Source organism: Verrucosispora sp. WMMC514 (assembly GCF_027497295.1).
GTDB classification, from domain to species: Bacteria; Actinomycetota; Actinomycetes; order Mycobacteriales; family Micromonosporaceae; genus Micromonospora; species Micromonospora palythoicola.
In genome coordinates, this window is record NZ_CP114906.1 from 2,663,139 (window position 1) to 2,687,577 (window position 24,439).

Below are 24,439 nucleotides of genomic sequence, written 5' to 3' on the forward strand. Positions count from 1 at the left end.
GTACCCAGCACGTTCCCGTCCCGGCGTCACGAGCGCCCGGCGGGCCGTCCACACAGGAGGAAACCCGATGGACTTCCGGCTCTCCGAGGAGCACGAGGCGCTGCGGGACAGCGTGCGGGACTTCGCCCGCGAGTTGGTCGCGCCGGTCATCGCCGAGCACTACGAGCAGCACACCTTCCCGTACGAGATCATCCGCCAGATGGGCAAGATGGGCCTGTTCGGCCTGCCCTTCGCCGAGGAGCACGGCGGCATGGGCGGCGACTACTTCGCCCTCTGCCTGGCCCTGGAGGAACTGGCCCGGGTCGACTCCAGCGTGGCCATCACCCTGGAGGCGGCGGTCTCGTTGGGCGCGATGCCGATCTACCGGTTCGGCACCGACGAGCAGAAGGCACGGTGGCTGCCCCGGTTGCTCAGCGGCGAGGCGCTGGCCGGGTTCGGGCTGACCGAGCCGGGCTTCGGCTCGGACGCGGGGGGCACCGAGACCCGGGCGGTGCTGGACGAGGCGACCGGCGAATGGGTCATCAACGGCTCGAAGGCGTTCATCACCAACTCCGGCACGGACATCACCACCCTGGTCACCGTCACCGCCGTCACCGGCACCCGGCCGGACGGTACGAAGGAGCTGTCCTCGATCATCGTGCCGAGCGGGACCCCCGGCTTCACCGTCGCGCCCGGCTACTCCAAGGTCGGCTGGACCGCCTCGGACACCCACGAGCTGACCTTCGACGACTGCCGGGTGCCGGCGGAGAACCTGCTCGGCGAGCGCGGTCGCGGCTTCGCCCAGTTCCTGCGCATCCTCGACGAGGGCCGGATCGCCATCGCCGCGCTGGCCGTCGGCCTGGCCCAGGGTTGCGTCGATGAGTCGATCAAGTACGCGAAGGAGCGGCACGCCTTCGGTCAGCCGATCGGCAACTACCAGGCGATCCAGTTCAAGATCGCCGATATGGAGGCGAAGGCCTACACCGCCCGGCTCGCCTACTACGACGCCGCCGCCCGGATGCTGGCCGGCGAGCCGTTCAAGCGGCAGGCGGCGATCGCCAAGCTGCACGCGAGCACGATCGCGGTGGACAACGCCCGGGAGGCGACGCAGATCCACGGCGGGTACGGCTTCATGAACGAGTACCCGGTGGCCCGGTTCTGGCGGGACTCCAAGATCCTGGAGATCGGCGAGGGCACCTCCGAGGTACAGCGCATGATCATCGCTCGCGACCTGGGGATGTGAGCCAGCCTGGTCGGTGGCCGGTCCCGTCCGGGGTGGGCCCGGGAGGCCCCACCGCCAGCATCGACGGCTGTCCGTGGCCCCCCGGTCGTTGTCGGCTTTCGGCACGGCATCGTCGGGTGGCCGACGATCCCGTGTCCGATGTCGGGCCTGGCCCGTATTGTCCGTGCCCATGGCTCCCGGTCATGATCGTCAATCCGGCCCGCCGCACGCCGGTCTTCCGGAGCTGCTGCGGGCGCATCGGCTGGCTGCCGGCACCACCCAGGCTGAGCTGGCCGCCCGCGCCGGTGTCGGGGTGCGAACGGTCCGTGATCTGGAACGCGGCCGGTCCACCCGGCCACAGCGCACCACCGTCGAACTGCTCGCCGGGGCGCTCGGACTGACCGGTCCCACCCGCGCGGCATTCCTGGCCGCCGCCCGGGGCGCCGGGCCGGCGACCGCCCAACCCGAGGTCGGTACTCCGCTGGGGCTGCCGCCACCACCGGAACTGATCGGCCGGGAGCACGACGTCACCGAACTGGCCACGCTGCTGAACGATCCGCGTGGTCCCCGGGTGGTGAGCCTGGTGGGGTTGGCCGGCGTCGGCAAGACGGCACTGGCGTTGGCGGCGGTGCACGCCGCCGCGCCCGCCCACCCCGGCGGTGTCGCCGGCGTCCTGATCGGTGCCGGGTCGGACGCGGCCGACGTGCACGCCGCGGTGATGACCGTCTTCGGTGTCGCCCGGGACGCCGAGCTGGCCGCTCGGCTCGGCGACCGTCGGGCGCTGCTGCTGGTGGACGCCGTGGAGCGGGCACCCGACCCGGTGGCCGGCACCCTGCGGCGGCTCGTCGGCGTGGTGCCGTCGCTGCGGGTGGTGGTCACCGGTCGGCATCCCGTCGGGCTGCCGGGTGAGTGGGTGCGCCCCGTGTCGCCGTTGGAGGTTCCGTCACCGGGCGACACCGATCCGGCCACGCTCGCCGGTTATCCGGCGGTGACCCTGTTCACCTCGCGCCTGGCCCAGGTCCGGCGGGAACCGCCGGACGACGCCGAGCTGCCGGCGCTGGCCGCCCTGGTGCGACGGCTGGGTGGGCTGCCACTGGCCATCGAACTGATGGCGGCGCGCGGGCGGCTGCTCGACCTCACCGAACTGCTCGACCGGTACGGCGACCGGGTGCTGGATCTGGACACCTCGGCCGTCACGCACAGCGGTTGGGTGCCACGGCCCCGGGGCGACGATGCTCGCACGGCGGTGGCCGAGACCCTGCGCGACGCGGTGGCCACCAGCTACCGCCTGCTCGCCGTCGAGGACCGGGCGGTGCTGCGCCAGCTCGCTGCCTTCGGCAACCGATGGTCGGTGGAACTGGCCGAGGAGATGCTCGCCGGCACCGGCGTCGATCCGGTGCCGCTGTTGAACCGCTTCCTCGATCTCGGTCTGCTGAGCGTACGGGGTGGCGGCTCGTACCGGTTCCGACTCGTCGACGCCGTCCGGGACTACGCCGTCGAGCAGGCGTCCGGCACCGGCGAGTCGACGGTGATCCGACGTCGCCACGCGCGGGTGGTGACCCGGCTGGTGGAGCGGACCGCGCCGGGGTTGACGGGCGCCGGTGCCAGTGCCGCCGCGCACCGCCTCGACGAGGTCACCGGCGACATCAGCTCGGCCCTGGCGTACGCGGCGGTCGACGACCCCTTGACCGCGTTACGCCTGGCGGTGAGCCTGCCCCGGTGGTGGCGGCTACGCGGGCGGGACGTGGTCGGTCGGCAGTGGCTGCTGCGGCTGCTGGCCGACCCGCGCACCGCCGACGCCGATCCAGCCCTGCGCGCGTGGGCCTCGGTGGGTGTGGCGATGCTCGCCGGGGAGCACGGTGCGGCCGCGACGGAGCTGCCGACGGCCCGCGCGGCGCTGGCGGAGTTTCGTCGACTCGGTGACGTGCCGGGTGAGTTGGAGGCGCGCACGGTACTCGGCGTCCTGCTGGCCGCGACCGGACGGCCGGACCAGGCGCGGGAGCAGGCGGTGGCGGTACTGGCCCTGGCCACCGAGCATGGCCTGACCCGCCAGATGGCGGTCGCGCAGCATCAGCTGGCGTGGCACGAGATGAGAATCGGTGACCTGGCCACGGCACGTCGCCGCCTGGCCGTGGTGGACCGGCTCGGTGGGCAGTGCGCGGAGCAGCGGCTGCGGCTGCTGGCCCGGGGCACGGTCGCGGAGGTGTTCCGCCTGGAGGGCCGGTACGCCGACGCTGTCGACGAGGCTCGCCGGGTGTTGGCCGCGTTCAGCGACCTGGGCACCCCGCGCGGTCGGCGCGAGGTGCTGGGGACATTGGGTCTGGCGCTCGCTCAGGACGGTCGGGCGGTCGAGGCCGCCGAGGTGCTCGCCGAGTTGCGCCCGCTCGACGGCACCGGCGCGCTGATCGAGGGCCACCTGGCGCTGCACCGGGGCGATCGGGAGGTCGCGGCGGAGTGGTTCGCCGCCGCAGCGGAGCCGGACGAGGCCGGACGGGACCGACGCACGGTGGTGGAGGCTCTGGTGGGGCTGGCGGCGAGCACCTCCGACGCGGGCGTGCTCGACCGGCTGGAGGTGGCCTGCCGGGAGAGCGGTGTCCGGCTGCTCGCACACGAGGAGGAACTGCTCTACGTGCTGTCGGTGACCCGGAACGGCCCCCCGGTGGACGGGCGGTGAGCGCCACGAAGGGACCGCGGGTGGCGGGGACGGGGACGGCGCGGGCGAGGAAGCCCCCTGTTGCCACCCCTCGCTCATCGCCCGCGCCGGTGCCCCCCGCTGCCCCCGCCGCTGCGAGACTAGCGAGGGCCAGCCGGCCCGTCTGTCGGGTTTGGTGGGCTATCGCCGGTTGATCCGGTGGTTCTGCCGGTCTTTCTGCCGGTGAGGTGACGCTCGGCTGGTGCCCTGTGCACCCAGGGTCCACACCTCGTCGAGGACGCCGGGAACCGCTGGCGCGGACGATGCGAGGGGTCTCTCAGCGGCGCGGCTGGCCGCCCGTCGTGGGCGGTGCCACCGCGTCCTCGGCGCACTCGGCAGGTGTCTCCCCGGGCGCGACGGATCGACTCCCGGCGGTCGCGCAGGGGTGCACGGCGTCGCGGATCCGGCGCAGGCCGTCGAGGAGTGCGTCAAGCGCGGCCGGGTCGAGTTGCCCGGTGAACCAGTCCTCGATGAGTTGCAGATGCCCGGGCAGGCTCTCGTCGAGCCGGCGCAGGCCGGCGGGCGTCACCACCGCGTACGAACTGCGCCGGTCGGAGGGGCAGGCACGACGGGTGATCAGCCCGTCGCGTTCCATCCGGTCCACCACCCGGGTGACGCCGCTGGTGGACAACGAGGTCTGGGCGGCAAGGTCGGTCATCCGCAGTTGATTGTCGGGTGACCGGGTGAGCCTGGTCAGCACCTCGAACTCGACCGATGACAGGCCGTGTTCCTCCAGCTGGGCGGCGAATCGGGCGGCCAGCCCGGCGTGCACCTCGAAGAGCAGGCCGACAGCCGTGATCCGAGGGTCGTCGAACGTGTTCGCTTCCACCCGTCCATCGTACCAATACTTGACACCAGGAATATTGCCGAGGCTATAGTTGCTGACGCAGCCGTTGGGCTACTAAACGATATCTTCTGGAGGGCAGTCTCTCATGACCAGCAGCACCGAGCCGGTTACCCGCGAGTGGAACGGCCTCACCATCCCGGCGGCCGGTACCTACCTGCTGGATGCGGCGCACAAGCGGGTCGGCTTCGTCGCCCGGCACATGATGGTGAGCAAGGTTCGCGGCGAGTTCGGGGACGCGAGCGCCACCATCACGATCGCCGAGGAGCCTCTGGAGTCCACGGTCTCCGCCACCATCCAGGCCGCCAGCATCAACACCGCCCAGGCGGACCGGGACGCGCACCTGCGCAGCCCCGAGTTCCTCGACGCCGAGAAGTTCCCCACGCTCGAGTACCGCAGCACCGGCGTGAAGTCCCACGAGGGCAACGAGTTCGTCCTGACCGGCGAGTTGACCATCAAGGACGTGACCCGTCCGGTCGACCTCAAGGTCGAGTTCGAGGGTGTCGGCCGTAGCCCCTTCGGCCAGGACATCTTCGGTTTCTCGGCGAGCACCGAGATCGACCGCGAGGACTTCGGCCTGACCTGGAACGTGGCCCTGGAGTCCGGCGGCGTACTGGTCGGCAAGAAGGTCAAGATCGAGATCGAGGGCGAGGCCATCCGGCAGTCCTGATGCGTACGCCCCGACAGGCCCGCGCCCGCACCGCGCGGGCCTGTCGGCTGTCCCGGGTCAGGTCCGTCCCCGGGTATCGGTGCGAATTGTCACAACTTGTTCGTCGCTGGTCGCCGGGGGTTCCGCAGCGTGGCGGGGTAGGTACTCCGGCGGAGGCGACCGAGCTGGTCGGGGCGACGTGATCGATCGCCGCTGCCGGGCGGACTGCGGCAATGGACCGATCTTCGGGGTGGCCGGGCTCGACGCCTCCAACGAGTATGGTTCACAGTGCGCTGCGGAGCGGCACCGTTCCGTGGCGTCGCGCGCCGGGAGGAAGCATGGGCAGGGACGTCGATCGAGCCTCCTTCTCCCGTGAGGATCGGGTCCGGTACCGGCAGAAGGTCCGTCGCTGCCTGGACGTGTTCGCGCTGATGCTCGACGACTTCGGCTTCGACGCCGACCGCCCGATGACCGGGCTGGAGATCGAGCTCAACCTGGTCGACCAGGCGGCCGAACCGGCCATGCGCAACGAGGAGATCCTGGCCGCGATCGCCGACCCGTTGTTCCAGACCGAGCTCGGACAGTTCAACCTGGAACTGAACGCGAACCCCCGAATGATCTCCGGCAACGGGTTCGCGGACTACGAACGCGACCTCTGCGCCAGCCTCGACCGGGCCAACGAGCGCGCGGCACGCTCGGACACCCGGATCGTTCTGGTCGGCATCCTGCCCACGTTGAACGAGCGGCACCTGGTGGCCGACAACCTCTCCACGAACGAGCGGTACCGGGTGCTCAACGACCAGATCGTGGGAGCCCGGGGCGAGGACATCGAGCTGGACATCCGCGGCGTCGAGCGACTGCGTACGCACAACGACTCGATCGCGCCGGAGGCGGCCTGCACCAGCCTCCAGTTCCACCTCCAGGTGGCGCCGGACAGCTTCGCCGACTACTGGAACGCCTCACAGGCGATCGCCGCCGCCCAGGTGGCCGTGGGCGCCAACTCACCGTTTCTCTACGATCGGCAGCTCTGGGCGGAGACCCGCATCGCCCTGTTCGAGCAGGCCACCGACACCCGGCCGGACGAGCTGAAGGCCCAGGGCGTACGGCCCCGGGTCTGGTTCGGTGAGCGGTGGATCACCTCGATCTTCGACCTGTTCGAGGAGAACGTCCGCTACTTTCCGCCGCTGCTGCCGATCTGCGAGAGCGAGGACCCGGTCGAGGTCCTGCACGCCGGCGGCGTTCCCGAGCTGGCCGAACTGCGGCTGCACAACGGCACCGTCTACCGGTGGAACCGGCCCGTGTACGACATCATGAACGGCCGTCCCCATCTGCGGGTGGAGAACCGGGTGCTACCGGCCGGCCCGACCGTGGTGGACATGCTGGCCAACGCCGCCTTCTACTTCGGGCTGGTCCGGGGCATGGCCGAGGCCGACCGGCCGATCTGGAGCCAACTCACCTTCAGCTCGGCCGAGGAGAACTTCCACGCTGCCGCCCGCCGAGGCATGGACGCGATCCTGCACTGGCCGCAGTTGGGCGACGTGCCGGTGGCCACGCTGGTGCTCGACACGTTGTTGCCGCTCGCCGCCGCCGGCCTCGACGGCTTCGGTGTCGAGGCCACCGAGCGGGACCGGCTACTCGGCATCATCGAGCAACGCTGTCGTACCGGACGCAACGGGGCGGCCTGGCAGACCGCCACCGTGTGGGCCGCCGAGCGGCACCTGGGCCTGGATCGTCGGGCCGCGCTGCACCACATGCTCCAGCGCTACGCGCAGTTGCAGTACACGAACGAGCCGGTGCACACCTGGCCGCTCGACTGAGCGGCCCGGCCGTCTCGCCAGATCTTGGTGCGGGATCGCCCCTCGGTGGGCCGTTTCGTGCCAAGATCCAGACTAGCGACCTCGCTGCCGGGGACGACCGCGGCGATTCCCGCCCTCGGGTGTCTCGTCGCTGCCGGACGACGCCTCGGACGGCGAGGACCCGGATTTCCCACCCACCTCCGCCGGCCCTTCCGGCTGCACCGCCGAGGGCGGTGCGGCCGGTTTCGGTGCTGCCGGCTTGACCACCGCTGGCTTGACCGCTGCCGGTCGCGACGTGGTTCCCGCCGATGCGGTTTCCTTCCGGGCCGCCGGCACCTCGCCGGTCACCGTCTGGTCGAGCCGGTCGGCGGACCGCGTGGCACTCGCCGAGGATCGCGGGGCACCCGCCGAGGACAGCGGGGCACCCGCCCCGGACCACTCGGCGTCCGGCGCGGACGGCTCGGCGTCCGGCGCGGGCCGGTCGGCATCCAGTTCGGACCCGGGCGTGTGCCGGTCCGAGTCGCCGACCCGCTGTCGGGGCACCGTCGGGGCCGCGTCGGGGCCACTCGACCGGCGGGCCGCCAGTCGGGCCGCCAGTCGGGCCGACCGCTGGGCCAGCGCCGCCACCAGGACCGAGCCGCCGATGCCGACGATCACCGCGTACGGGGCGGTGAGATGGGCGGACACCTGTTCCGGGCTGATCGCGGTGAGCCTCGGCACGGCGAGGAAGTACGCGATGGCCACCAGCAGCGGACCGGCGGCACCCGAGGCGGTGGCACCGACCCGTCGGTCGGTCGCCCGGACTCCGCCGCGGGCCGCCAGCGCACCGATCACCAGTGCCGAACCGAGCGACAGGGCCGCACCGGGCCAGTAGAAGTAGTCCCGGACCCAGAACTGCTCGCTGTCCGAGCTCAGTTGCCAGATGCCGAGCTGCGCGGTGGTCAGCCCGCGACCGGCGAGCACCGAGTCGACCACGGCGATGACCGCGAGCAGCCAGAGCCAACCGGCGGTGGCGATGACGTTCGTGGCGGCGGCGCGGCAACGCAGCGCCCAGATCGCCACGAGTGTCCCGATCAGGACGCCGACCGCTGCGTACCCGGCGGCCATGTCCCGCGGAGACGGGGTGTCCGGCACCACGGCCACCCGGGCCGGCACGGCGACCAGCAGCACCGTGATCAGCGCACCCAGGCCGGCGGCCACGGCCAGCGCGATTCCCCGCAGCCCGCCTCCCGTGTGCCCGGCGGTGGCGGACGGACGGTCGGCAGAGGGCGGAACCGGGCGGTCGGACGTCGCCGGCCCGTCGGCCGCCGCTGCCGAACCGGACAGCGCTGCGGTGCCGGACGGCGGCGGTGGGGCGTCGGAGGTGGGCGCTCCGACCGGCGTCGAGCTGTCGGACGGTGATGCGGCCCGCCGGCGGTCGTGCAGCCGTTGCGCGCAGACCGCGCCGAAGATCGTCGACGTGGCGGCGATCCAGGTGGCCCAGATCAGGCTCGCCACCCAGGCCGCCGTGCCGGCGGTCGCCTCAGGGGGTGCCCAGTTGAGGATGCCCAGGCCGTACCCGAAACCCAGTTGGGCGGCACCGGCACCGGCTGCCACGCCGGCCGCGGTGGCGATCAATCCTCCCCAGCCCTGTCTGGCCATGCCGGGCAGCGTAACGTCCTGTGGTCGGTGCGGCGAGTCGTGCGCGGCATCGACCGGCAATGGTCACGGAGAGTGCTTGGCCCCGGTCGGTACGGTCGCGGGGGAATGAGGCGGTGGGCGGAATGACGGACGGGACCACGGATGGGCGGCCGGGGGGCGGCGGCACCGCCCCGGACCGGACGAGAATGGTCGTCGGTGGTGGGCTCGCCGCCGTACTGCTCGCGGTCATCGGTGCCGCCGGGGGCTGGGTGCTCGCCGGCGACCAGGTGGGACCGGACCCGGTGTCCTCCGGCGCGACCGGCACCGCCACCCCGACGCCCGCCGTCCGGACCTCGCCACCTCGGAAACCGCCGACGTCGACCACCCCGACCCGACCGAGCAGCAGCCCCAGCCCGTCGCGGCCGACCGGGCTCACCGTTCCGGACCTGGTCGGCCTGGACTTCGAGGAGGCCCGGGAGGAGCTGCGCGACCTGGGCCTGGGCTGGCAACTCGTCTTCGGCAGCGGCGACGGCTCCAGCGTGCGCAGCACCGACCCGGCGCCGGGCACGCCGGTGCGGCGTGGCGTCACCGTAAAGATCAACGTTGCCGGGGCCGCGCCGCCGAACGAGGTGCCGGATCTGATCGGCGAGAAGTGCAACGAGGCCGGTGCCGAACTCGTCGACGACGGCTTCTCCCCACGCTATCCGGCCGGGCGTTCCGGCACCGTCACCGCACAACAACCGGTGGGCGGCACGGTCGGCAGGTGGAACGACGTGGTCCAGCTCCGGTGCGGCACGCCGCCGAGTGCGGACGCGAGCGCGCCGGCGCCGTGACGCGCACCCGACACGCTGATGCCGACCGGTGGCCGGCAGAACCGCTAGGTTGACCGTCGAGGGGCCTGGTGCCCGCCCGGTCGGCGGAAAGGACGTGCCGTGAGCGACGAGCGCCAGGAGCCGACCGACGGGCAACCGGACGACCGGACCCGTCCGATCTCGCCGTCCGGCGACAACAACCCGGACGAGACCGCGCCGCTCGGGCGTACGCCGGACGAGACCGCGCCGATGGACCGGGCGGCGGGAGAACCGCCGGTTCCGGCCGACGCCACCGCGCAGCTGCCGCCGACCCAGCGTTCCGGTCCGGCGGCGTGGTCCGGGCGTGCCGAGGTGCCCTCGCTGCGGCCGGGTGTGGACCGGGAGCCGGCCGGCGGCGACTGGTATGCCGACGATCAGCCGGGCCGACCGTGGTGGCTGCCGATCCTCTGGGGCGTCCTGCTGCTGCTCCTGCTCGCCCTGATCGGGGGCGGGTTCTGGTTGGCCAGCCAGGGGCTCGACGACGAGGGGCCGGGCTCGGAGTCGCCCTCGCCGACGACCCAGGCTCCACCCACCACGGCGTCGCCGTCGCCGACCACCGCGTCTCCGTCAGCGGCACCGACGACGAGCGCCGCGCCGGCCCAGGTGCCGGTACCGCCGCTGGTGGGTCTGCCGGAGGCCGCGGCACGGGCGGCGCTGGACGGGCTCGACCTCGACTACGAGGTGGAGTACCGCCCGTCGGACCAGCCGGAGGGGACGGTCATCGCCACCGACCCGGAGGCCGGCGAGCTCGTGGCGGCCGGCGACGAGGTTCGGCTGGTGGTCGCCGAGGCCAGTCCGAGTCCGCCGCCGACGACGGGCGAGCCGACCACCGAACCGACCGCGACGGCTAGCCCCACGGGTTGATCGGCGGGTCACCACATGCGGCGTCTGGTACCGACCAGCCCCAAGCCGGCAAGGGAGATCGCCAGCCCGAAGACCCCGGACCAGAACAGCGAGCGGCTGAGTTCCTCCCGGCTGTGGTCACCCGTGGCCCGGGCCGGCGCGTCCTCGTCGGTCGGGTCCGCGGGCTGCGGGGAGTCGACGGACTCGGTCGGTCGGTCGGCTGGCTGGCCGAAGAAGCCGTCGTAGGCGAAGGCGTCCCAGACACCGTCGGTCGCGGTGTCCGGCTCTACCGGTTCGCTCTCCACGACTGTGATCTCCGGAGCCGGTACGGGCTCGGCCAGCCGGGTGGACGACAGGGCTGGATCGCGGCCCAGCACCACCAGGGTGGTGACGGCACCGAGAAGCGCCAGGAGCCCGAAGGTGTAGGCGATGCGGGGCCGGCGTGGCTCCCGCGCGGACATATTGACCATGGCCATCCCAGGTTCGGGGTCCGGGAGGCGCGGGGTGCGGACATGCCGGGGTGGGCATACCGATTCTATGTCGGCGGCATGCCCCTCGAATCCTTTTCACCTGAGGTTCGTGATGCTCAGTGCACCCGAACCGGCGTCCGTACGACCGGCCGGCGGGCCGACCGTACGGTGTGCGGACGCGGCTGTGGTGCGGCCTGGACCTGCCGCAGCCCGGCCCGCTGGACGAAGATCGATCGACGGTTGACCGCGTCCCCCGCCGCGTTCAACTCGTAGCCTTCGAGCCAGAGCCAACCGTCGTAGGTCGGCCGGTCGAGTACCCGGATCACCCGGAACAGAATGGGCCTGCGGAACTGGACACTCGCCGCGCGTGTCACGTGCAGTACGTCACCGGAGCGGGGAAGCACATGGGCTCCTGGAAGGGTCGGCCGGCGGGGAAGGGCCGGCTGGGAATGATGGGGGTTGTGCGGCTCCGGCGACGAGGTCGTGTCTCGGGGGCCGGAGTGGGTGGCCGGTCCGTCAGTGTGGAGCCGCTGATGGCGGGCTCCTGCGCGATCGGTCGGTTGATCAGGAGGTGTCGTCGTCGCACGTGGGCGAGCGGCTCCCGATCCCGTGGGCCGGGCTGGCGGGTGTCGACCGGAAGGACTCCGGACCCGTCGCCCCACGACGTTGATCACGCGTGGAGACGGATCGGAGACGGTCAGTAACCCGGGTCATACGGACAGAGTGCATCAGGAGTGTGCTTCATGCAAGTTGCACGTCGACTTTTGCCGATACGTGAGCGGCTCGCGCGAAACGGCGCTTGAACGGGCCGCCACCCGGGCGGCACACTGAGAGCCGGTTTCGCCCGCCGCGGCCGGCCGAGGACCGGAACCACCCCACGCCGCGAACGCTCGCCGGGAGGATCGCGCCGTGGGCGGGCGGTCAGCGCGGCGCGTCGAGGCGGAGAGGTGACACGGTGAGCGAGCGGCGCAGCCCGACCATCCGGCGGCGCCGGCTCGGCGCGGAACTGCGCCGCCAGCGCGAGGCAGCCGGCATCACCATCGAGTCAGTGGCGGAGCAGTTGGAGTGCTCGGCGTCCAAGGTCTCGCGGATCGAGACCGGCCACACCACCGCTACGCCCCGCGACGTGCGCGACATGCTCCGGATCTACGGGGTGGTGGGCGCCGAGAGCGACGAGCTGGTGCAGATCGCCCGTGAGGCGCGGCAGAAGGGCTGGTGGCATCCGTACAGCACGGTGCTGGTCGGGGCGTACGTGGGCCTGGAGGCGGCGGCCAGCTCGATTCGCGCCTACGAGCAGCAGGTGGTGCCGGGGCTGCTGGAGACCGAGGAGTACGCGAGCGCGATGATCCGCGCGGCCCGCCCCGATTTCAGTCCGGAACAGGTACAGCAACGGGTGCGTGTCCGACTCGGCCGTCAGTCGTTGTTGACCCAGGATGATCCGGTCGATCTGTGGGTGGTGCTCGATGAGGCGGTGTTGAGCCGTCCGGTGGGCGGGGACACGGTCATGCGTGACCAGCTCAAACGGTTGGTGCAGGTGGCACAGCTGCCGAACGTGACGCTTCAGGTCCTGCCGTTCGAGGTGGGAGCGCACGCCGGCATGGACGGCACCTTCACGATCCTCAGCTTCCCCGAACCCGGTGATCCGGATGTCGTGTACGCGGAGAACGCCACGGGTGGGCTCTTCCTGGAGAAGAGCGACGAACTACAGAAGTACAGCTTCATCTTCGATCACATTCGAGCAGCGGCCGAACGTCCGGAGGAGTCCGTGGAGTACATCGCGAGACTGGCAGAGGAGCCGTTGTGGAAGTGGCGACGCAAGGATTCTCCGTGAACCTGGCGCAGGCGACGTGGTTCAAGAGCTCGAAGAGCGGGCCGAACTGCGACAACTGCGTCGAGGTGGCGTACGTGACCGGGGCGGTCGGCGTCCGTGACTCGAAGGACAAGGCCGGACCGGCCCTGGTCTTCGCGCCGGGCGACTGGCACGCTTTCGTCGCCAGCACCAGGGACGGCGCGTTCCCCCGGGCCTGACGTGCCCCGGGGACGGTGACGACGGATCCCCGCCCGGCCACCGGCCGGGCGGGGATCCGCTGCCGTCACCCGACTTTGGTGACGGGCAGCAGAGCCGAACGGGCGCGTACGGCGGCCCAGAGCACCGCGTGCTGGCGCCGGCTGCCGTCGCCACATCGGGCCCGTGTCGTTGTACTTCTCGGTACGCGCTGGTCGACATCCCCCCGGCAGGGCGGGTAACCGAGCGAGGCAGGCGAGACGGATGACGAGTATCGGGTCGGAGAACCTCACCAACGGGCCGGGAAAGCCGGAACGGTTCGGCGGCAAGTATCGCGGGGCCCGGCGGGACACCGTGCTGACCGAGGTGGTGTCGGCGGAGACCGAGCACGCGGGCCGGGAGACCCCGGCGATCGCGGAGCCGCCGTCGCCGCTCACCCTGCCGTCACTGGACCCGAATCCACTCACCGAGCCGTCCTTCCCGGCCGCCGGCTGGTCGACGGCGGACGACGGCTCCCTCGTGGACCATCCGCTGCTGCGTGGGTTGTTGATGGAGTTGCCGCCGAAGGGCAGCGTGCCGCCACCCGGGTGGCTCGACCGCTGGTTCGAGGCGACCAGGGCGATCCTGGAACTGCTATACGTGCAGGGCGCCGGCGGCCGGGCGCGGTGACGCCACCCGTTCGGGCATGGCCCGCTCGGCGAACCGGTTGTGCCGCAACGCGTGGCGTACGCCGATGGCCGCGACGGCCAGCGCCGCGATGGTGATCGCCGGCCCGGTCGCCGAGGGGCCGAGGTACTGGCCGGCACCGCTCGCGGTGATCATCGCCGGCAGCAGCGCCAGACCGGTCACCTGCAACGGCAGGCCGATCAGCGGGTGGGCGGCGGCGGCCCGCAGCCCGTGCGGGGCCGGTGTTCCGGCGGCGACGGCAAGTGCGCCGGCTCCCGCCCACAACCGGCGCAACCGGCGCACCGTGCAGCCGGCCACCAGCAGGGCGGGCACGGCGGCGAGCGTCAGCCCGTCGGCGGCTCGATCCGCCACCGTCGGCCCGACGGTGACCAGCCCGGCGATCGGCAGAGCCAGCGTCAGACCGAGCCCGGTCAACGTCAGCGCGAGCAGCCGGCCGGCTTGCTGACGCAGCTCGCGTGCATGGCGCAGGCGGGGTAGCCCGTCCGCGAGATAGCCGGCGGCCCACCAGACGGCGGCGACCGGAAGCAGGAGGGCGAGATGGCTCTGCATGTCCATCAGCCTTGCCCGATTTCCGGCCCGCCGAATCCGGGTCCGTCCCCCGTTCCTCCCGTACCCGTCCCCGTAGGGGAACCATCTCGCCAGTGTTATGAGGGATCCGACATGTTTAACTGTCCGCACACATCCAACTACCCTCACCGTGATCGGCGTTCATCGATCAACCTGTCACGAGCAGGTGGACGTTCGGTGCCGACCCGAGGGAGGTAGGAAGATGGCTCTTCCACAGAGATCCGTGCTCGTCGGTCTGGCCACACTGGCCATGGTGGCGGCGGCCACGCCGGCCATGGCGGCCGAGCCGGTCGGCACCGTCCGAAGCGCCGGTGGCGCGACCGCCGTCAAGGACAGCTACATCGTGGTGTTCAAGGACAGCGAGGTCAGCCGGACGTCCGTCGGCTCGTCGGTGGACCGGCTGCTGCGCCGGCACGGCGGTGCCACGGCCCGGACCTACAGCGCCGCCGTCCGTGGTGCCGAACTGCGGGTCAGCGCACGGGCCGCGGCGCGGATCGCCGCGGACCCGGCCGTCGCGTACGTCGAACAGAACCACGTCGTCTCCATCGCGGGCACCCAGACGAACCCCCCGTCCTGGGGCCTGGACCGGATCGACCAGCGGAACCTGCCGCTCAACAGTTCGTACACGTACCCGAACACGGCCACGAACGTGACCTCGTACGTCATCGACACCGGCATCCGGACCACCCACTCGGACTTCGGCGGTCGGGCGACCTGGGGCACCAACACGGTCGACTCCAACAACACCGACTGCAACGGCCACGGCACGCACGTGGCGGGCACGGTCGGCGGCTCGGCGTACGGCGTGGCCAAGGCGACCCGCCTGGTGGCGGTCAAGGTGCTCAACTGCTCCGGCAGCGGCACCAACGCCGGGGTGATCGCCGGCATCGACTGGGTCACCGCCAACGCGGTGAAGCCGGCCGTGGCCAACATGAGCCTCGGCGGCGGGGCGAACACCGCGGTCGACAACGCGGTCGTCAACTCCGTCAACTCCGGCGTCACGTACGCGGTGGCCGCCGGAAACGGCAACGCCCTCGGTCAGCGGCAGAACGCCTGCAACTACTCGCCGGCCCGGGCCGCACCGGCGATCACCGTCGGTGCCACCCAGAGCAACGACGCCGCCGCCAGCTTCTCCAACTACGGCACCTGTGTGGACATCCTCGCCCCCGGGGTGAGCATCACCTCCGCCTGGCACACCAGCAACACCGCGACGAACACCATCAGCGGCACCTCGATGGCCTCGCCGCACGTGGCCGGGGTGGCGGCGCTGGTGCTCTCGGCCAACCCGTCGTGGACGCCCCAGCAGGTCCGGGACTACCTGGTCAGCAACTCCACCCCGAACGTGATCTCGAACGTCGGCACGGGAACCCCGAACCAGCTGCTCTACGTGGTCAACGGCAGCACCCCGCCGCCGACCAACGACTTCTCGGTCTCGGTGTCGCCGACCGCCGGCTCGGTCACGGCGGGCAGCTCGGCGAGCGCCACCGTGGCCACCGCCACCACCAACGGCTCCGCCCAGTCGGTGAGCCTCGCGGCCAGCGGCCTGCCGTCCGGGGCGACCGCCTCGTTCAGCCCGGCCACCGTCACCTCCGGCGGATCGTCCACGCTGACCATCAGCACCTCGGCCAGCACGCCGGCCGGCACGTACACCGTGACCGTCACCGGCACCGCGGCCTCCGGCACCAGGAGTGCGACGTACTCGCTCACGGTGACCGGCGGCAGCGGCGGTGGCTGCTCCGGGACCAACGGCACGGACGTGTCGATCCCGGACTCGGGCTCGGCGGTGACCAGCTCGATCACCATCTCCGGCTGCAACCGGAACGCCTCGTCGAGCTCGACCGTCGCGGTGAACATCGTGCACACCTACCGCGGCGACCTGGTCATCGACCTGCTCGCTCCGGACGGCTCGTCCTACCGGCTGAAGAACAGCAGCATCTTCGACGGCACGGACAACGTGAACGCCACCTACACGGTGAACCTGTCCAGCGAGGCGGCGAACGGCACCTGGCGCCTCCAGGTCCGCGACGTCTACGGCGGTGACACCGGGTACATCAACACCTGGACGCTCACCCTCTGACGTCCGGTACGGCGAACGGGCCCCGGCGTAGCGCCGGGGCCCGTTCGTCGATTCGGGTCAGACCGCGAACTCGGTCGGACGTTCGGTGGCCGGCGCGGGTGGCCGGGCCTTCCACAGCCCGGTCTTCTGCGCGACCAGACGACCCAGGTACGCGGGATTGAGGATCACGTAACGCCGCCACAGGCGCTTGGGCTCCAGGCCGAGACGCCAGAACCACTCCAACCCGGCGCGCTGCATCCACGGCGGCGGTTGGCGCAGCAGCCCGGCGTGGTAGTCGAAGGCCGCGCCGACCGCCATCATCGGCATGTCCAGCAGCGGGCGCATCGCGTACGTGAAGATCTCCTGCCGGGGGCAACCGAGCCCGACCAGGACCAGCCGGGCGCCGCTGCCCTTGATCCGATCGGCGATCTCGACGTCCTCGCCCGGCTGCACACCGCGGAACTTGGACGCCTCCACCCCGGCGATCTTCAGGGCCGGGAACATCCGCTCCAGCGCCGGGATCAACCGGGTGAGGGTCTCCTCGGTCGAGCCGTACAGGTAGACCGGCAGCCCCTCGTCGGCGAAGCGGGAGAGCACGTGCAGGGTGAGCGTCGGCCCGTAGACCCGGTCGGTGAGGCCGGCGCCGTGCAGCAGGTTCAACGCCCAGCGCACCGGCTGGCCGTCCGGGGTCACCACGTCGAAGGAGTTGAGTCGCGCGTTGTGCGCCCGGTCCAGCACGCCGGTCATCACGCCGTGCACGGCCAGCGCGGTGAGCGCCAACGGCTGGCGTTCCTGTGCGGCGGCCACCACCCGTTCGGTGGCCTCGGCGTAGTCGGTGGCGTCGACCAGGACACCGAGCACGTTCTTCTTGGTCATGCCCCCGGCACCCACTTGTCCACGTTGGCCTCGTAGATCTCTCGCATGATCATTGGTACGTCGTACACCTGCTTCCAGTCCGGATAGTCCGCCTGGAACGCCTCGTTGGAGCCGATCCACCACTTGTGGTCGCCGATCCGGTTGGCCTCGACGTACTCGGTGATCATCTCCTGGCCGGTGATCTGCTCGGCCAGCGTGAACGCCTCCCGGTTGGAGGTGTTCGAGTGCCGGCCGCCGCCGAGGTTGTAGACGGCGGCGGAGCGGGGGTTGCGGAAGAACGCCTCGAACGCGGAGACCACGTCCGAGCTGTGGATGGCGTCCCGGACCTGCTTGCCCTGGTAACCGAAGATCTTGTAGGTGCGGCGCTCCATGTTCGCCCGCATCACGTAGCCGAGGAAGCCGTGCAGCTCGGTCGCCGAGTGCGCCGGCCCGGTCAGCGTCCCGCCCCGGAAGCAGGCCGTCTTCATGCCGAAGTAGCGGCCGTACTCCTGCACCATCACGTCCGCCGCGACCTTCGAGGCGCCGAAGATCGAGTGCAGGCAGGCGTCGATCGACATGTCCTCCCGGATGCCCTGCTCGTACGGGTGGCCCGGCTCGATCTCCCACCGGGTCGCCAGCTCCACCAGGGGCAGGCTGTTCGGTCGGTCGCCGTAGACCTTGTTCGTGGAGCAGTGGATGACCGGGGCGTCGACGCAGTGTTCCCGGACGCTCTGCAACACGTTGAGGGTGCCGGCGGCGTTGACGTCGAAGTCGGTGAACGGATCGCGCACCGCCCAGTCGTGCGAGGGCTGCGCGGCAGTGTGGATCACCACAGCCACGTCCCGGCCGTACCGGCCGAACAGCGCGCCGAGCGCCGCCCGGTCCCGGATGTCGATGCTGTGGTGGGAGTACGCCTCACCCAGCTCGTCGGTCAGCCGGCGGACGTTCCAGGCGGTGGACGCCTCCTCGCCGAAGAACTCCTGCCGCATGTCGTTGTCGATGCCGACGACGTCGAGACCGAGGCCGGCGAAGTGCCGGACCGCCTCGGAGCCGATCAGCCCGCCCGAACCGGTCACGAATGCGACACTCACATGCCACTCCTGGTGCGTCGGAGGCAGAAACCATCGGAGCATAGCGTGACGTCCGGCACGCCCCGATACGGAGCGAGGGCCCCGCATTCCGCGGAGCCCTCGGCTGTGGTGGGGAAGGGGGGAGTTGAACCCCCACGTCCTTTCGGACACACGGACCTGAACCGTGCGCGTCTGCCATTCCGCCACTTCCCCGTGGCTCGACCTCGATGAACGTGGCCTGTACCGGGCCTCGCCGGTCACCGGCGAGCCTCGGCCATGCTACGTGACCTTGGTCTGTCGCCGCGAATGGCTTTCGCTGCTCGCAGCGGTTACCGTTCGTGGCGGACGAAAGAGTAGCACGACAATCAGAAGCCGTCCGAACGGGCCGTGGCCTGCCGGCCGAGCGGCGTGTGAGCTGCGTGCGCTCTGGACGGATACCATCATGTCCTCGGGACCCGAGGAGGAGCCGGTGAGCGTGCTGCAACGCTTCGAGAAGCGTCTGGAAGGCCTGGTCGAAGGGGCTTTCGCCAAGGTCTTCAAAGGGGTGGTCCACCCCGTGGAGATCCTCAACGCCATGCAGCGGGAGGCCGAGGCACACAAGGCCATCCTCGCTGGTGGGCGCACGTTGGTGCCCAATCGCTACGTGATCGATCTCTCCCCGTACGACCACAGTCGGCTGGCGCCGTACGCCGCCGCGCTGGCCCAGGAGCTGGCCCAGTCGCAGGCGGAGTTCATCGGTGAGCAGGCCTGGACGGTCTACGGGGACGTGATCGTCGAGATCGAGCGCGGTGAAGGACTGGACACCGGAATGTTCCGGGTCACCGCGGAGGTCTACACCGGTGGCGAGGTCGCCCCGGTCTCGGCGCCCGGTTACGACGCCGGTCCGCCCGGATACGACGCCGGCCCGCCCGGCTACCCGTCCTACGACCAGGGTGGTGGCTACGGTCCGCCGCCGGGGCACGGTGGTGGGCGCAACATCCGGCTGGTCTCCGGTGACGGCCGCACCTACCCGCTGCAGATGGGTTCGACCGTGATCGGTCGAGGCGACCAGGCCAACCTGCGTCTGCCGGACGTCGGCATCTCCCGCCGACACGCCCGGCTGGACTTCGACGGCGGGCAGGTCGTGCTCACCGATCTCGGCTCGACGAACGGCACCATGGTCAACGGCCAGCGGGTCTCCGCCGTGGCGTTGAACCCCGGTGACATGATCCAGCTCGGTACGACCACTCTGACCTTCCGCGTGGACGGCTGATCCGCCTTGCCGGAACTCGTTATCACCGTTGCCCGGTTCGGATTCCTCGTACTGCTGTGGATCTTCGTGTTCACGGTGGTCGGCGTCATCCGGCGGGACCTCTTCGCGGGGGCCCGCTCGGGTCGGCTGGTGGCCGCGCCCCGGGCGGTGGGCGCGTCGACAGGTCAGGCGACGGCGAAGCCGGCGAAGGTGAAGCGGGGGCGGGCGGCGCACCAGTTGGTGGTGACCGCGGGTCAGTTGGCCGGCACGCGGATCACGTTGGGTGAGGCGCAGATAACGATCGGTCGTGCCGAGGACTCCACCCTCGTCATCACCGACGACTACGCGTCCGCGCGACACGCCCGGCTGGTGCCGCGTGATGGGCAGTGGTTCGTCGAGGACCTGGGTTCGACTAACGGGACGTACCTGGATCGCGCTAAGGTCACCGGACCGACCCCCGTCCCCCTCGGCGTGCCGATCCGGATCGGCCGCACCTCTCTCGAATTACGGCCATGACTCTGACCCTGCGCTATGCGGCCCACAGCGACCGCGGTCTGATCCGAGACGGTAATCAGGACTCCGTCTACGCCGGGCCGCGGCTACTCGCCGTTGCCGACGGCATGGGCGGTATGGCCGCCGGTGACGTCGCCAGCAACATTGTCATCGGTGCCATGGCGCCACTGGACGAGGACGTCCCAGGCGATGCCCTGGTCGACGCGCTCCGCTCCGCCGTGGGCACCGCCAACCAACAACTCCGCGAGACGGTGGAGGCCAACCCCCAGTTGGAGGGGATGGGCACCACGCTCACCGCGACCCTGTTCTCCGGCAGCAAGCTGGGCATGGTCCACATCGGCGACTCGCGGGCCTACCTGCTGCGCGACGGAGAGTTCGCGCAGATAACCAAGGACGACACCTACGTCCAGATGCTCGTCGACGAGGGCCGGATCAGCCCGGAGGAGGCGAGCAGCCACCCCCAGCGCTCGTTGCTCACCCGGGCCCTGGACGGCCGTGACATCGACCCGGAGTACTCGGTCCGGCAGGTGCTGCCCGGCGACCGGTACCTGATCTGCTCCGACGGGCTCTCCGGCGTGGTCAGCGCGGAGACCATCGCCGAGACCATGCGGGAGTACGCGGACCCGCAGCAGTGTGTCGAGCGGCTCGTCCAGCTCGCCCTGCGCGGTGGCGGCCCGGACAACATCACCGTGATCATCGCCGACGCCACCGACCGGGACATCGTCGAGGCGGCCCCGATCGTCGGCGGTGCGGCGGCCCGGGACCGGGGGATGGCCACCTCGGCCGACGTCTCCACCCCGGCGGCCCGTGCCTCGGCGCTCTCCGCGCCCCGGCCGCCGACGCCCGACGACGCCGCGAACGCCGACGACGAGCCCGAGGCGCGTCGGCGTCCGCTGCGTGCGCTCGCCATGACGACCGCCCTGCTGGTGATCGTCGGCGGCGGGGTGTTCGCCGGGTGGAGCTACACGCAGCGCCAGTACTACGTGGGCGCGACCGAGGACGGCCAGGTGGCCGTGTTCCGTGGCATCCAGGGTCAGATCGCCGGGATGGACCTCTCCAGCGTGCACTCCGAGAGCGAGGCCCAGCTGGACGACCTCACCCTGGCCGCGCAGGAGCAGGTGAAGCAGGGCATCCCGGCCAAGAGCGAGCCGGACGCGGAACGGCGGCTGGCGGAGCTGACGATGGACAGCCCGACGAACGTGAACCTCAAGCCGATCTGTCCGCCGACACCGAGCCCCACGCCCTCGCTCGTGGGTTCGCCGTCCCCGACGCCGAGCGCGCCGACGGGATCGCCGAGCGCTCCGGCCGGCTCGCCGAGCCAGGTGGGTGGCGTCTCGTCGACACCGAGCGGCGCGGCGACGGGCACCCCGAGCGGTGCCTCCGCCGCCGCACCGGACAGCACCCCCGACGCGCCCCCCGTCGACACCTTCACGCCCACGGTCGACCCGGCGGCCTGCCGGTCGCCCGAGTAGGCACCGGCTCCCACCCGAGGACGATCGTGACCGCAGCGGCCACCCCGGCATCCTCGCCCGCCACCGCGGGCGAGCGACCCGGCGTACGCATGGCCCGCTCCCGCCGCAACGCCGAGTTGTCGCTGCTGCTGCTGGCGATGGCGCTGGTGGCCGCGTACGGTGCGATGGTCGAGGCGAAGGTGCTCGACACGGTCACTCCGGGCTTCTGGGTGCCGGCCGCCACGCTCACCGCGGTGTTCCTCGGCATGCACCTGGTGATCCGGTTCCTCGCGCCCTTCGCCGATCCGGCGCTGCTGCCGGCGGTGGCCCTGCTCAACGGGCTGGGCGTCGGTTTCCTGCGCCGGCTCGACCTCGCCAAGGCGGCCCCCGAGGAGCGGGCGGACCTGGCCATCTTCGCCGGGACCGGCGGTCGCCAGCTCGCCTGGACGCTGATCTCGGTGGTCCTCGCCGCCGGCCTGCTGGCGCTGATGCGCGACCATCGGTCGATCTCCCGGTACGCGTACACCCTGGGGCTGGCGGGCATCGTGCTGGTCATGCTGCCGGCGGTGCTGCCGGCCAGCATCTCCGAGATCAACGGCGCGAAGCTCTGGGTACGCATCGGCAGCTTCTCGATCCAGCCCGGCGAGTTCGCCAAGCTCGCCCTGCTCGTCTTCTTCGCCTACTACCTGGTGCGCAAGCGCGAGGTGCTGTCGCTGGCGAGCCACCGGTTCCTCGGCATCGACTTCCCGCGCGGGCGCGACCTCGGCCCGGTGCTCGTGGTCTGGGTGATCAGCCTGCTGGTCCTCGTCTTCGAGAAGGACCTGGGCACCTCACTGCTCTACTTCGGCATGTTCGTGGCCACGGTCTACATCGCCACCGAGCGGGTCAGTTGGCTGCTCATCGGCCTGGTCCTCTTCTTCGGCGGCGCCTACCTCGCGTACGTGCTCGGCGAGGCGGTGGGCGGTCCGTTCGCGAACTTCTACCTACGGGCGCAGATCTGGCTCGACCCGTTCGCCCAGCCCTACGACGACGGCTACCAACTGGTGCAGGGGCTGCTCGCGCTCGGCTCCGGCGGGTTGTTCGGTGCCGGGCCGGGTGGCGGTCAGCCGCTGCTGCTGCCGGAGGTGCAGAACGACTTCATCTTCGCCGGCATCGGTGAGGAGATCGGCCTCTTCGGTCTCTCCGCGCTACTGGTGATCTACCTGCTCATCGTCGAGCGGGGTCTGCGGGCCGCCCTGGCGGTTCGGGACTCGTTCGGCAAGCTGCTCGCCGGTGGCCTGGCCTTCACCCTCGCGCTCCAGGTCTTCGTGATCGTCGGCGGGATCAGCAAGCTCATCCCGCTGACCGGTCAGACCACCCCGTTTCTCTCCGCCGGCGGCTCCTCGCTGATGGCGAACTGGCTGCTCATCGCGGTGCTGCTGCGCGTCTCCGACGCCGGCCGCCGGCCGGTCGACGGTGCTGGCGGCAAGGTGACCCGCCCCTCCGGGCCGCCCGAGCAGCTGCACGGTGCCCCCACGGAGGTGATCAAGCCGTGAACGCACCGCTGCGTCGGGTCGGCGTCGTCGTCATCGTCCTGTTCGGGCTGCTCTTCGCCAACCTGAACTGGATCCAGGCGTACAAGGCCGACGAGTACCGCACCAGCGACTACAACGGTCGGGTCCAGGTCGCCAAGTACGACCGCAAGCGCGGCAACATCGAGGCCGGTGGCACCGCGCTGGCGGTCAGCAAGGAGACCGACGGCGAGCTGAAGTACCTGCGCACCTACCCGGGCGGCGCGAAGTACGCCCACGTGCTCGGGTACGAGCCGGTCAACGGCGCCGCCACCGGGCTGGAGCGCGCCGAGAACGACTTCCTCGCCGGCACCAGCGACCAGCTCATCGTCAACCGGCTGCGGGACATGGTCACCGGCGACACCACCGCCGGCGGCAACGTGCTGCTGACCCTGTCGAAGCGGGCGCAGGACACCGCGTACGACGAGCTGCGCGGCAACAACAAGGGCGCGACCAAGGGCGCGGCGATCGCCCTCGACCCGGTCACCGGGGCGGTGCAGGCACTGGTCTCCATTCCCAGCTTCGACCCGAACCCGCTGGCGAGCCACGACACCGACGAGGCGACCGCCGCGTACAACCGGCTCGAACAGGAGGCGGGACGGCCGCTGCGGAACCGGGCGCTCGGCGAGGTGCTGCCGCCGGGCTCCACCTTCAAGATCGTCGTGGCCGCGGCCGCGCTGGAGAACGGGATCACCAAGGAGACCGAGATCCCGGCCGGGCCGAGCTACACCCCGCCCACCTCAAGCGAGCCGATCCGCAACGCCGATCCGTCGATCTGCCCGGAGTCGCAGGTGACCCTGATGAACGCGGTCACCGAATCCTGCAACACCGGCTTCGCCAAGCTCGGTGGCCAGCTCGGTCCCGACGTGCTCAAGGAGAAGGCCCGACAGTTCGGGTTCGAGCAGGAGGACCTGACCGTCGGCCGGCTCGGCGAGGGCGGCCTGAGCGTGGCCGCCAGCCGGACCGGCAGCATGGAGAACCCGGACGGCAGTCCCGACCCGGCGGCGCTGGCGCAGTCCTCCATCGGGCAGCGGGACGTGCGGATGACCCCGTTGCAGGGTGCCATGATCGCCGCGGCGGTGGCCAACGGCGGCAGCCAGATGCGGCCGTACCTGGTGCGTCAGCTGCTGGCACCGGACCGCACCACCGTCTACGACACCGCCAACCCGCGCGAGCTGCGCCGGCCGGTGAGCAGCCAGGTCGCCGCCGACCTGCGGGACATGATGGTCAGCGCGGTGGAGAACGGCACCGGCCGCAACGCCCGGATCAACGGCTACACCGTCGGTGGCAAGACCGGCACCGCGCAGTCGGCGCCGGACCGCCCCGACCACGGTTGGTTCATCGGCTTCGCCCTCGACTCCGACGGCAAGCCGGTCTCCGCGGTCTGCGTCGTCCTGGAGGAGGCCGGCAGCGGCGGCAGCGCCGAGGCCGCCCGGATCGCCGGTCAGATCATGCGGGCCGCCATCGCCGAGCCCGGGGGGCGCTGAC

General features: G+C 71.3%; 22 protein-coding genes and 1 tRNA gene. 15 read left to right on the plus strand and 8 right to left on the minus strand.

Annotation, left to right across the window (positions count from 1 at the left end; all coding sequences use genetic code 11):
- The first annotated feature begins 67 nt into the window (after positions 1-67).
- Both O7597_RS11885 and O7597_RS11890 read left to right on the plus strand, forming a co-directional pair.
- Positions 68-1,222 carry an acyl-CoA dehydrogenase family protein gene (locus O7597_RS11885; RefSeq protein ID WP_269740514.1) on the plus strand — a complete coding sequence of 385 codons (1,155 nt, stop codon included), beginning with the start codon at positions 68-70 and terminating at the stop codon, positions 1,220-1,222.
- 169 nt (positions 1,223-1,391) lie between these two features.
- Positions 1,392-3,875: a helix-turn-helix domain-containing protein gene (locus O7597_RS11890; RefSeq protein WP_281582731.1), complete on the plus strand. Its 2,484-nt coding sequence runs from the start codon at positions 1,392-1,394 to the stop codon at positions 3,873-3,875.
- A 295-nt stretch (positions 3,876-4,170) separates the two neighbouring features.
- Here O7597_RS11890 and O7597_RS11895 read toward each other — a convergent pair whose 3' ends face one another.
- Positions 4,171-4,722, minus strand: a complete 552-nt coding sequence (locus O7597_RS11895) for a MarR family transcriptional regulator (RefSeq protein ID WP_281582732.1) — start codon at positions 4,720-4,722, stop codon at positions 4,171-4,173.
- 103 nt (positions 4,723-4,825) lie between these two features.
- On the opposite strand from O7597_RS11895, the gene O7597_RS11900 reads away from it, so the two are divergent.
- Positions 4,826-5,407, plus strand: coding sequence for a YceI family protein (locus tag O7597_RS11900; protein WP_281582733.1), 582 nt, complete (start codon positions 4,826-4,828; stop codon positions 5,405-5,407).
- Between the two features lie 317 nt (positions 5,408-5,724).
- Positions 5,725-7,203 carry a glutamate--cysteine ligase gene (locus tag O7597_RS11905; RefSeq protein WP_269740510.1) on the plus strand — a complete coding sequence of 493 codons (1,479 nt, stop codon included), beginning with the start codon at positions 5,725-5,727 and terminating at the stop codon, positions 7,201-7,203.
- A gap of 72 nt (positions 7,204-7,275) precedes the next feature.
- On the opposite strand, the gene O7597_RS11910 is transcribed toward O7597_RS11905, so the two are convergent.
- Positions 7,276-8,823, minus strand: a complete 1,548-nt coding sequence (locus O7597_RS11910; protein ID WP_281582734.1) for a hypothetical protein — start codon at positions 8,821-8,823, stop codon at positions 7,276-7,278.
- Positions 8,824-8,945: 122 nt separating this feature from the next.
- On the opposite strand from O7597_RS11910, the gene O7597_RS11915 reads away from it, so the two are divergent.
- Both O7597_RS11915 and O7597_RS11920 read left to right on the plus strand, forming a co-directional pair.
- Positions 8,946-9,635, plus strand: coding sequence for a PASTA domain-containing protein (locus O7597_RS11915; RefSeq protein WP_269740508.1), 690 nt, complete (start codon positions 8,946-8,948; stop codon positions 9,633-9,635).
- A 99-nt stretch (positions 9,636-9,734) separates the two neighbouring features.
- Positions 9,735-10,517: a PASTA domain-containing protein gene (locus tag O7597_RS11920; RefSeq protein WP_281582735.1), complete on the plus strand. Its 783-nt coding sequence runs from the start codon at positions 9,735-9,737 to the stop codon at positions 10,515-10,517.
- Positions 10,518-10,525: 8 nt separating this feature from the next.
- Here O7597_RS11920 and O7597_RS11925 read toward each other — a convergent pair whose 3' ends face one another.
- On the minus strand, positions 10,526-10,966 hold the full coding sequence (locus O7597_RS11925; protein WP_332317181.1) for a hypothetical protein: 441 nt from the start codon (positions 10,964-10,966) through the stop codon (positions 10,526-10,528).
- Positions 10,967-11,082: 116 nt separating this feature from the next.
- On the minus strand, positions 11,083-11,370 hold the full coding sequence (locus tag O7597_RS11930; protein ID WP_269740505.1) for a hypothetical protein: 288 nt from the start codon (positions 11,368-11,370) through the stop codon (positions 11,083-11,085).
- Positions 11,371-11,921: 551 nt separating this feature from the next.
- Here O7597_RS11930 and O7597_RS11935 point away from each other — a divergent pair.
- From O7597_RS11935 to O7597_RS11945, 3 genes are all read left to right on the plus strand, one after another.
- Positions 11,922-12,797 carry a helix-turn-helix transcriptional regulator gene (locus O7597_RS11935; RefSeq protein WP_269740504.1) on the plus strand — a complete coding sequence of 292 codons (876 nt, stop codon included), beginning with the start codon at positions 11,922-11,924 and terminating at the stop codon, positions 12,795-12,797.
- Positions 12,773-12,994, plus strand: coding sequence for a DUF397 domain-containing protein (locus O7597_RS11940; RefSeq protein WP_093409203.1), 222 nt, complete (start codon positions 12,773-12,775; stop codon positions 12,992-12,994). Before O7597_RS11935 ends, O7597_RS11940 begins: the two co-directional genes overlap by 25 nt.
- A gap of 241 nt (positions 12,995-13,235) precedes the next feature.
- The gene (locus tag O7597_RS11945) at positions 13,236-13,640 is read left to right on the plus strand and encodes a hypothetical protein (protein WP_269740503.1); all 405 of its coding nucleotides are present in this window, start codon (positions 13,236-13,238) and stop codon (positions 13,638-13,640) included.
- Here O7597_RS11945 and O7597_RS11950 read toward each other — a convergent pair.
- On the minus strand, positions 13,605-14,207 hold the full coding sequence (locus tag O7597_RS11950; protein ID WP_269740502.1) for a hypothetical protein: 603 nt from the start codon (positions 14,205-14,207) through the stop codon (positions 13,605-13,607). The two genes, O7597_RS11945 and O7597_RS11950, sit on opposite strands and share 36 nt — an antisense overlap.
- A gap of 220 nt (positions 14,208-14,427) precedes the next feature.
- Between O7597_RS11950 and O7597_RS11955 the strand changes: the two genes are divergently transcribed.
- The gene (locus O7597_RS11955; protein WP_281582737.1) at positions 14,428-16,302 is read left to right on the plus strand and encodes a S8 family serine peptidase; all 1,875 of its coding nucleotides are present in this window, start codon (positions 14,428-14,430) and stop codon (positions 16,300-16,302) included.
- 57 nt (positions 16,303-16,359) lie between these two features.
- Here the strand turns inward: O7597_RS11955 and O7597_RS11960 are convergent, their stop codons facing one another.
- The 3 genes from O7597_RS11960 to O7597_RS11970 form a co-directional block, all read right to left on the minus strand.
- A complete protein-coding gene (locus O7597_RS11960) occupies positions 16,360-17,157 on the minus strand; it encodes a WecB/TagA/CpsF family glycosyltransferase (RefSeq protein WP_269740500.1) in 798 nt (265 codons plus the stop codon).
- Positions 17,154-18,269, minus strand: coding sequence for an NAD-dependent epimerase/dehydratase family protein (locus O7597_RS11965; protein WP_269740499.1), 1,116 nt, complete (start codon positions 18,267-18,269; stop codon positions 17,154-17,156). Before O7597_RS11965 ends, O7597_RS11960 begins: the two co-directional genes overlap by 4 nt.
- 64 nt (positions 18,270-18,333) lie before the next feature.
- A tRNA-Leu gene (locus O7597_RS11970) sits at positions 18,334-18,419 on the minus strand.
- Positions 18,420-18,648: 229 nt separating this feature from the next.
- Between O7597_RS11970 and O7597_RS11975 the strand changes: the two genes are divergently transcribed.
- The 5 genes from O7597_RS11975 to O7597_RS11995 are packed head-to-tail and all read left to right on the plus strand — an operon-like array spanning position 18,649 to position 24,438.
- Positions 18,649-19,458: a DUF3662 and FHA domain-containing protein gene (locus tag O7597_RS11975; protein ID WP_093409193.1), complete on the plus strand. Its 810-nt coding sequence runs from the start codon at positions 18,649-18,651 to the stop codon at positions 19,456-19,458.
- Between the two features lie 6 nt (positions 19,459-19,464).
- Positions 19,465-19,953 carry an FHA domain-containing protein gene (locus tag O7597_RS11980; protein WP_111242783.1) on the plus strand — a complete coding sequence of 163 codons (489 nt, stop codon included), beginning with the start codon at positions 19,465-19,467 and terminating at the stop codon, positions 19,951-19,953.
- Entirely contained in the window at positions 19,950-21,422 is a 1,473-nt protein-coding gene (locus tag O7597_RS11985; protein WP_281582738.1) for a protein phosphatase 2C domain-containing protein, read from the plus strand. The genes O7597_RS11980 and O7597_RS11985 overlap by 4 nt, the downstream gene beginning before the upstream one ends.
- A gap of 26 nt (positions 21,423-21,448) precedes the next feature.
- A complete protein-coding gene (locus O7597_RS11990; RefSeq protein ID WP_269740497.1) occupies positions 21,449-22,936 on the plus strand; it encodes an FtsW/RodA/SpoVE family cell cycle protein in 1,488 nt (495 codons plus the stop codon).
- Entirely contained in the window at positions 22,933-24,438 is a 1,506-nt protein-coding gene (locus tag O7597_RS11995; RefSeq protein ID WP_281582739.1) for a penicillin-binding protein 2, read from the plus strand. The genes O7597_RS11990 and O7597_RS11995 overlap by 4 nt, the downstream gene beginning before the upstream one ends.
- Position 24,439: the final 1 nt, after the last annotated feature.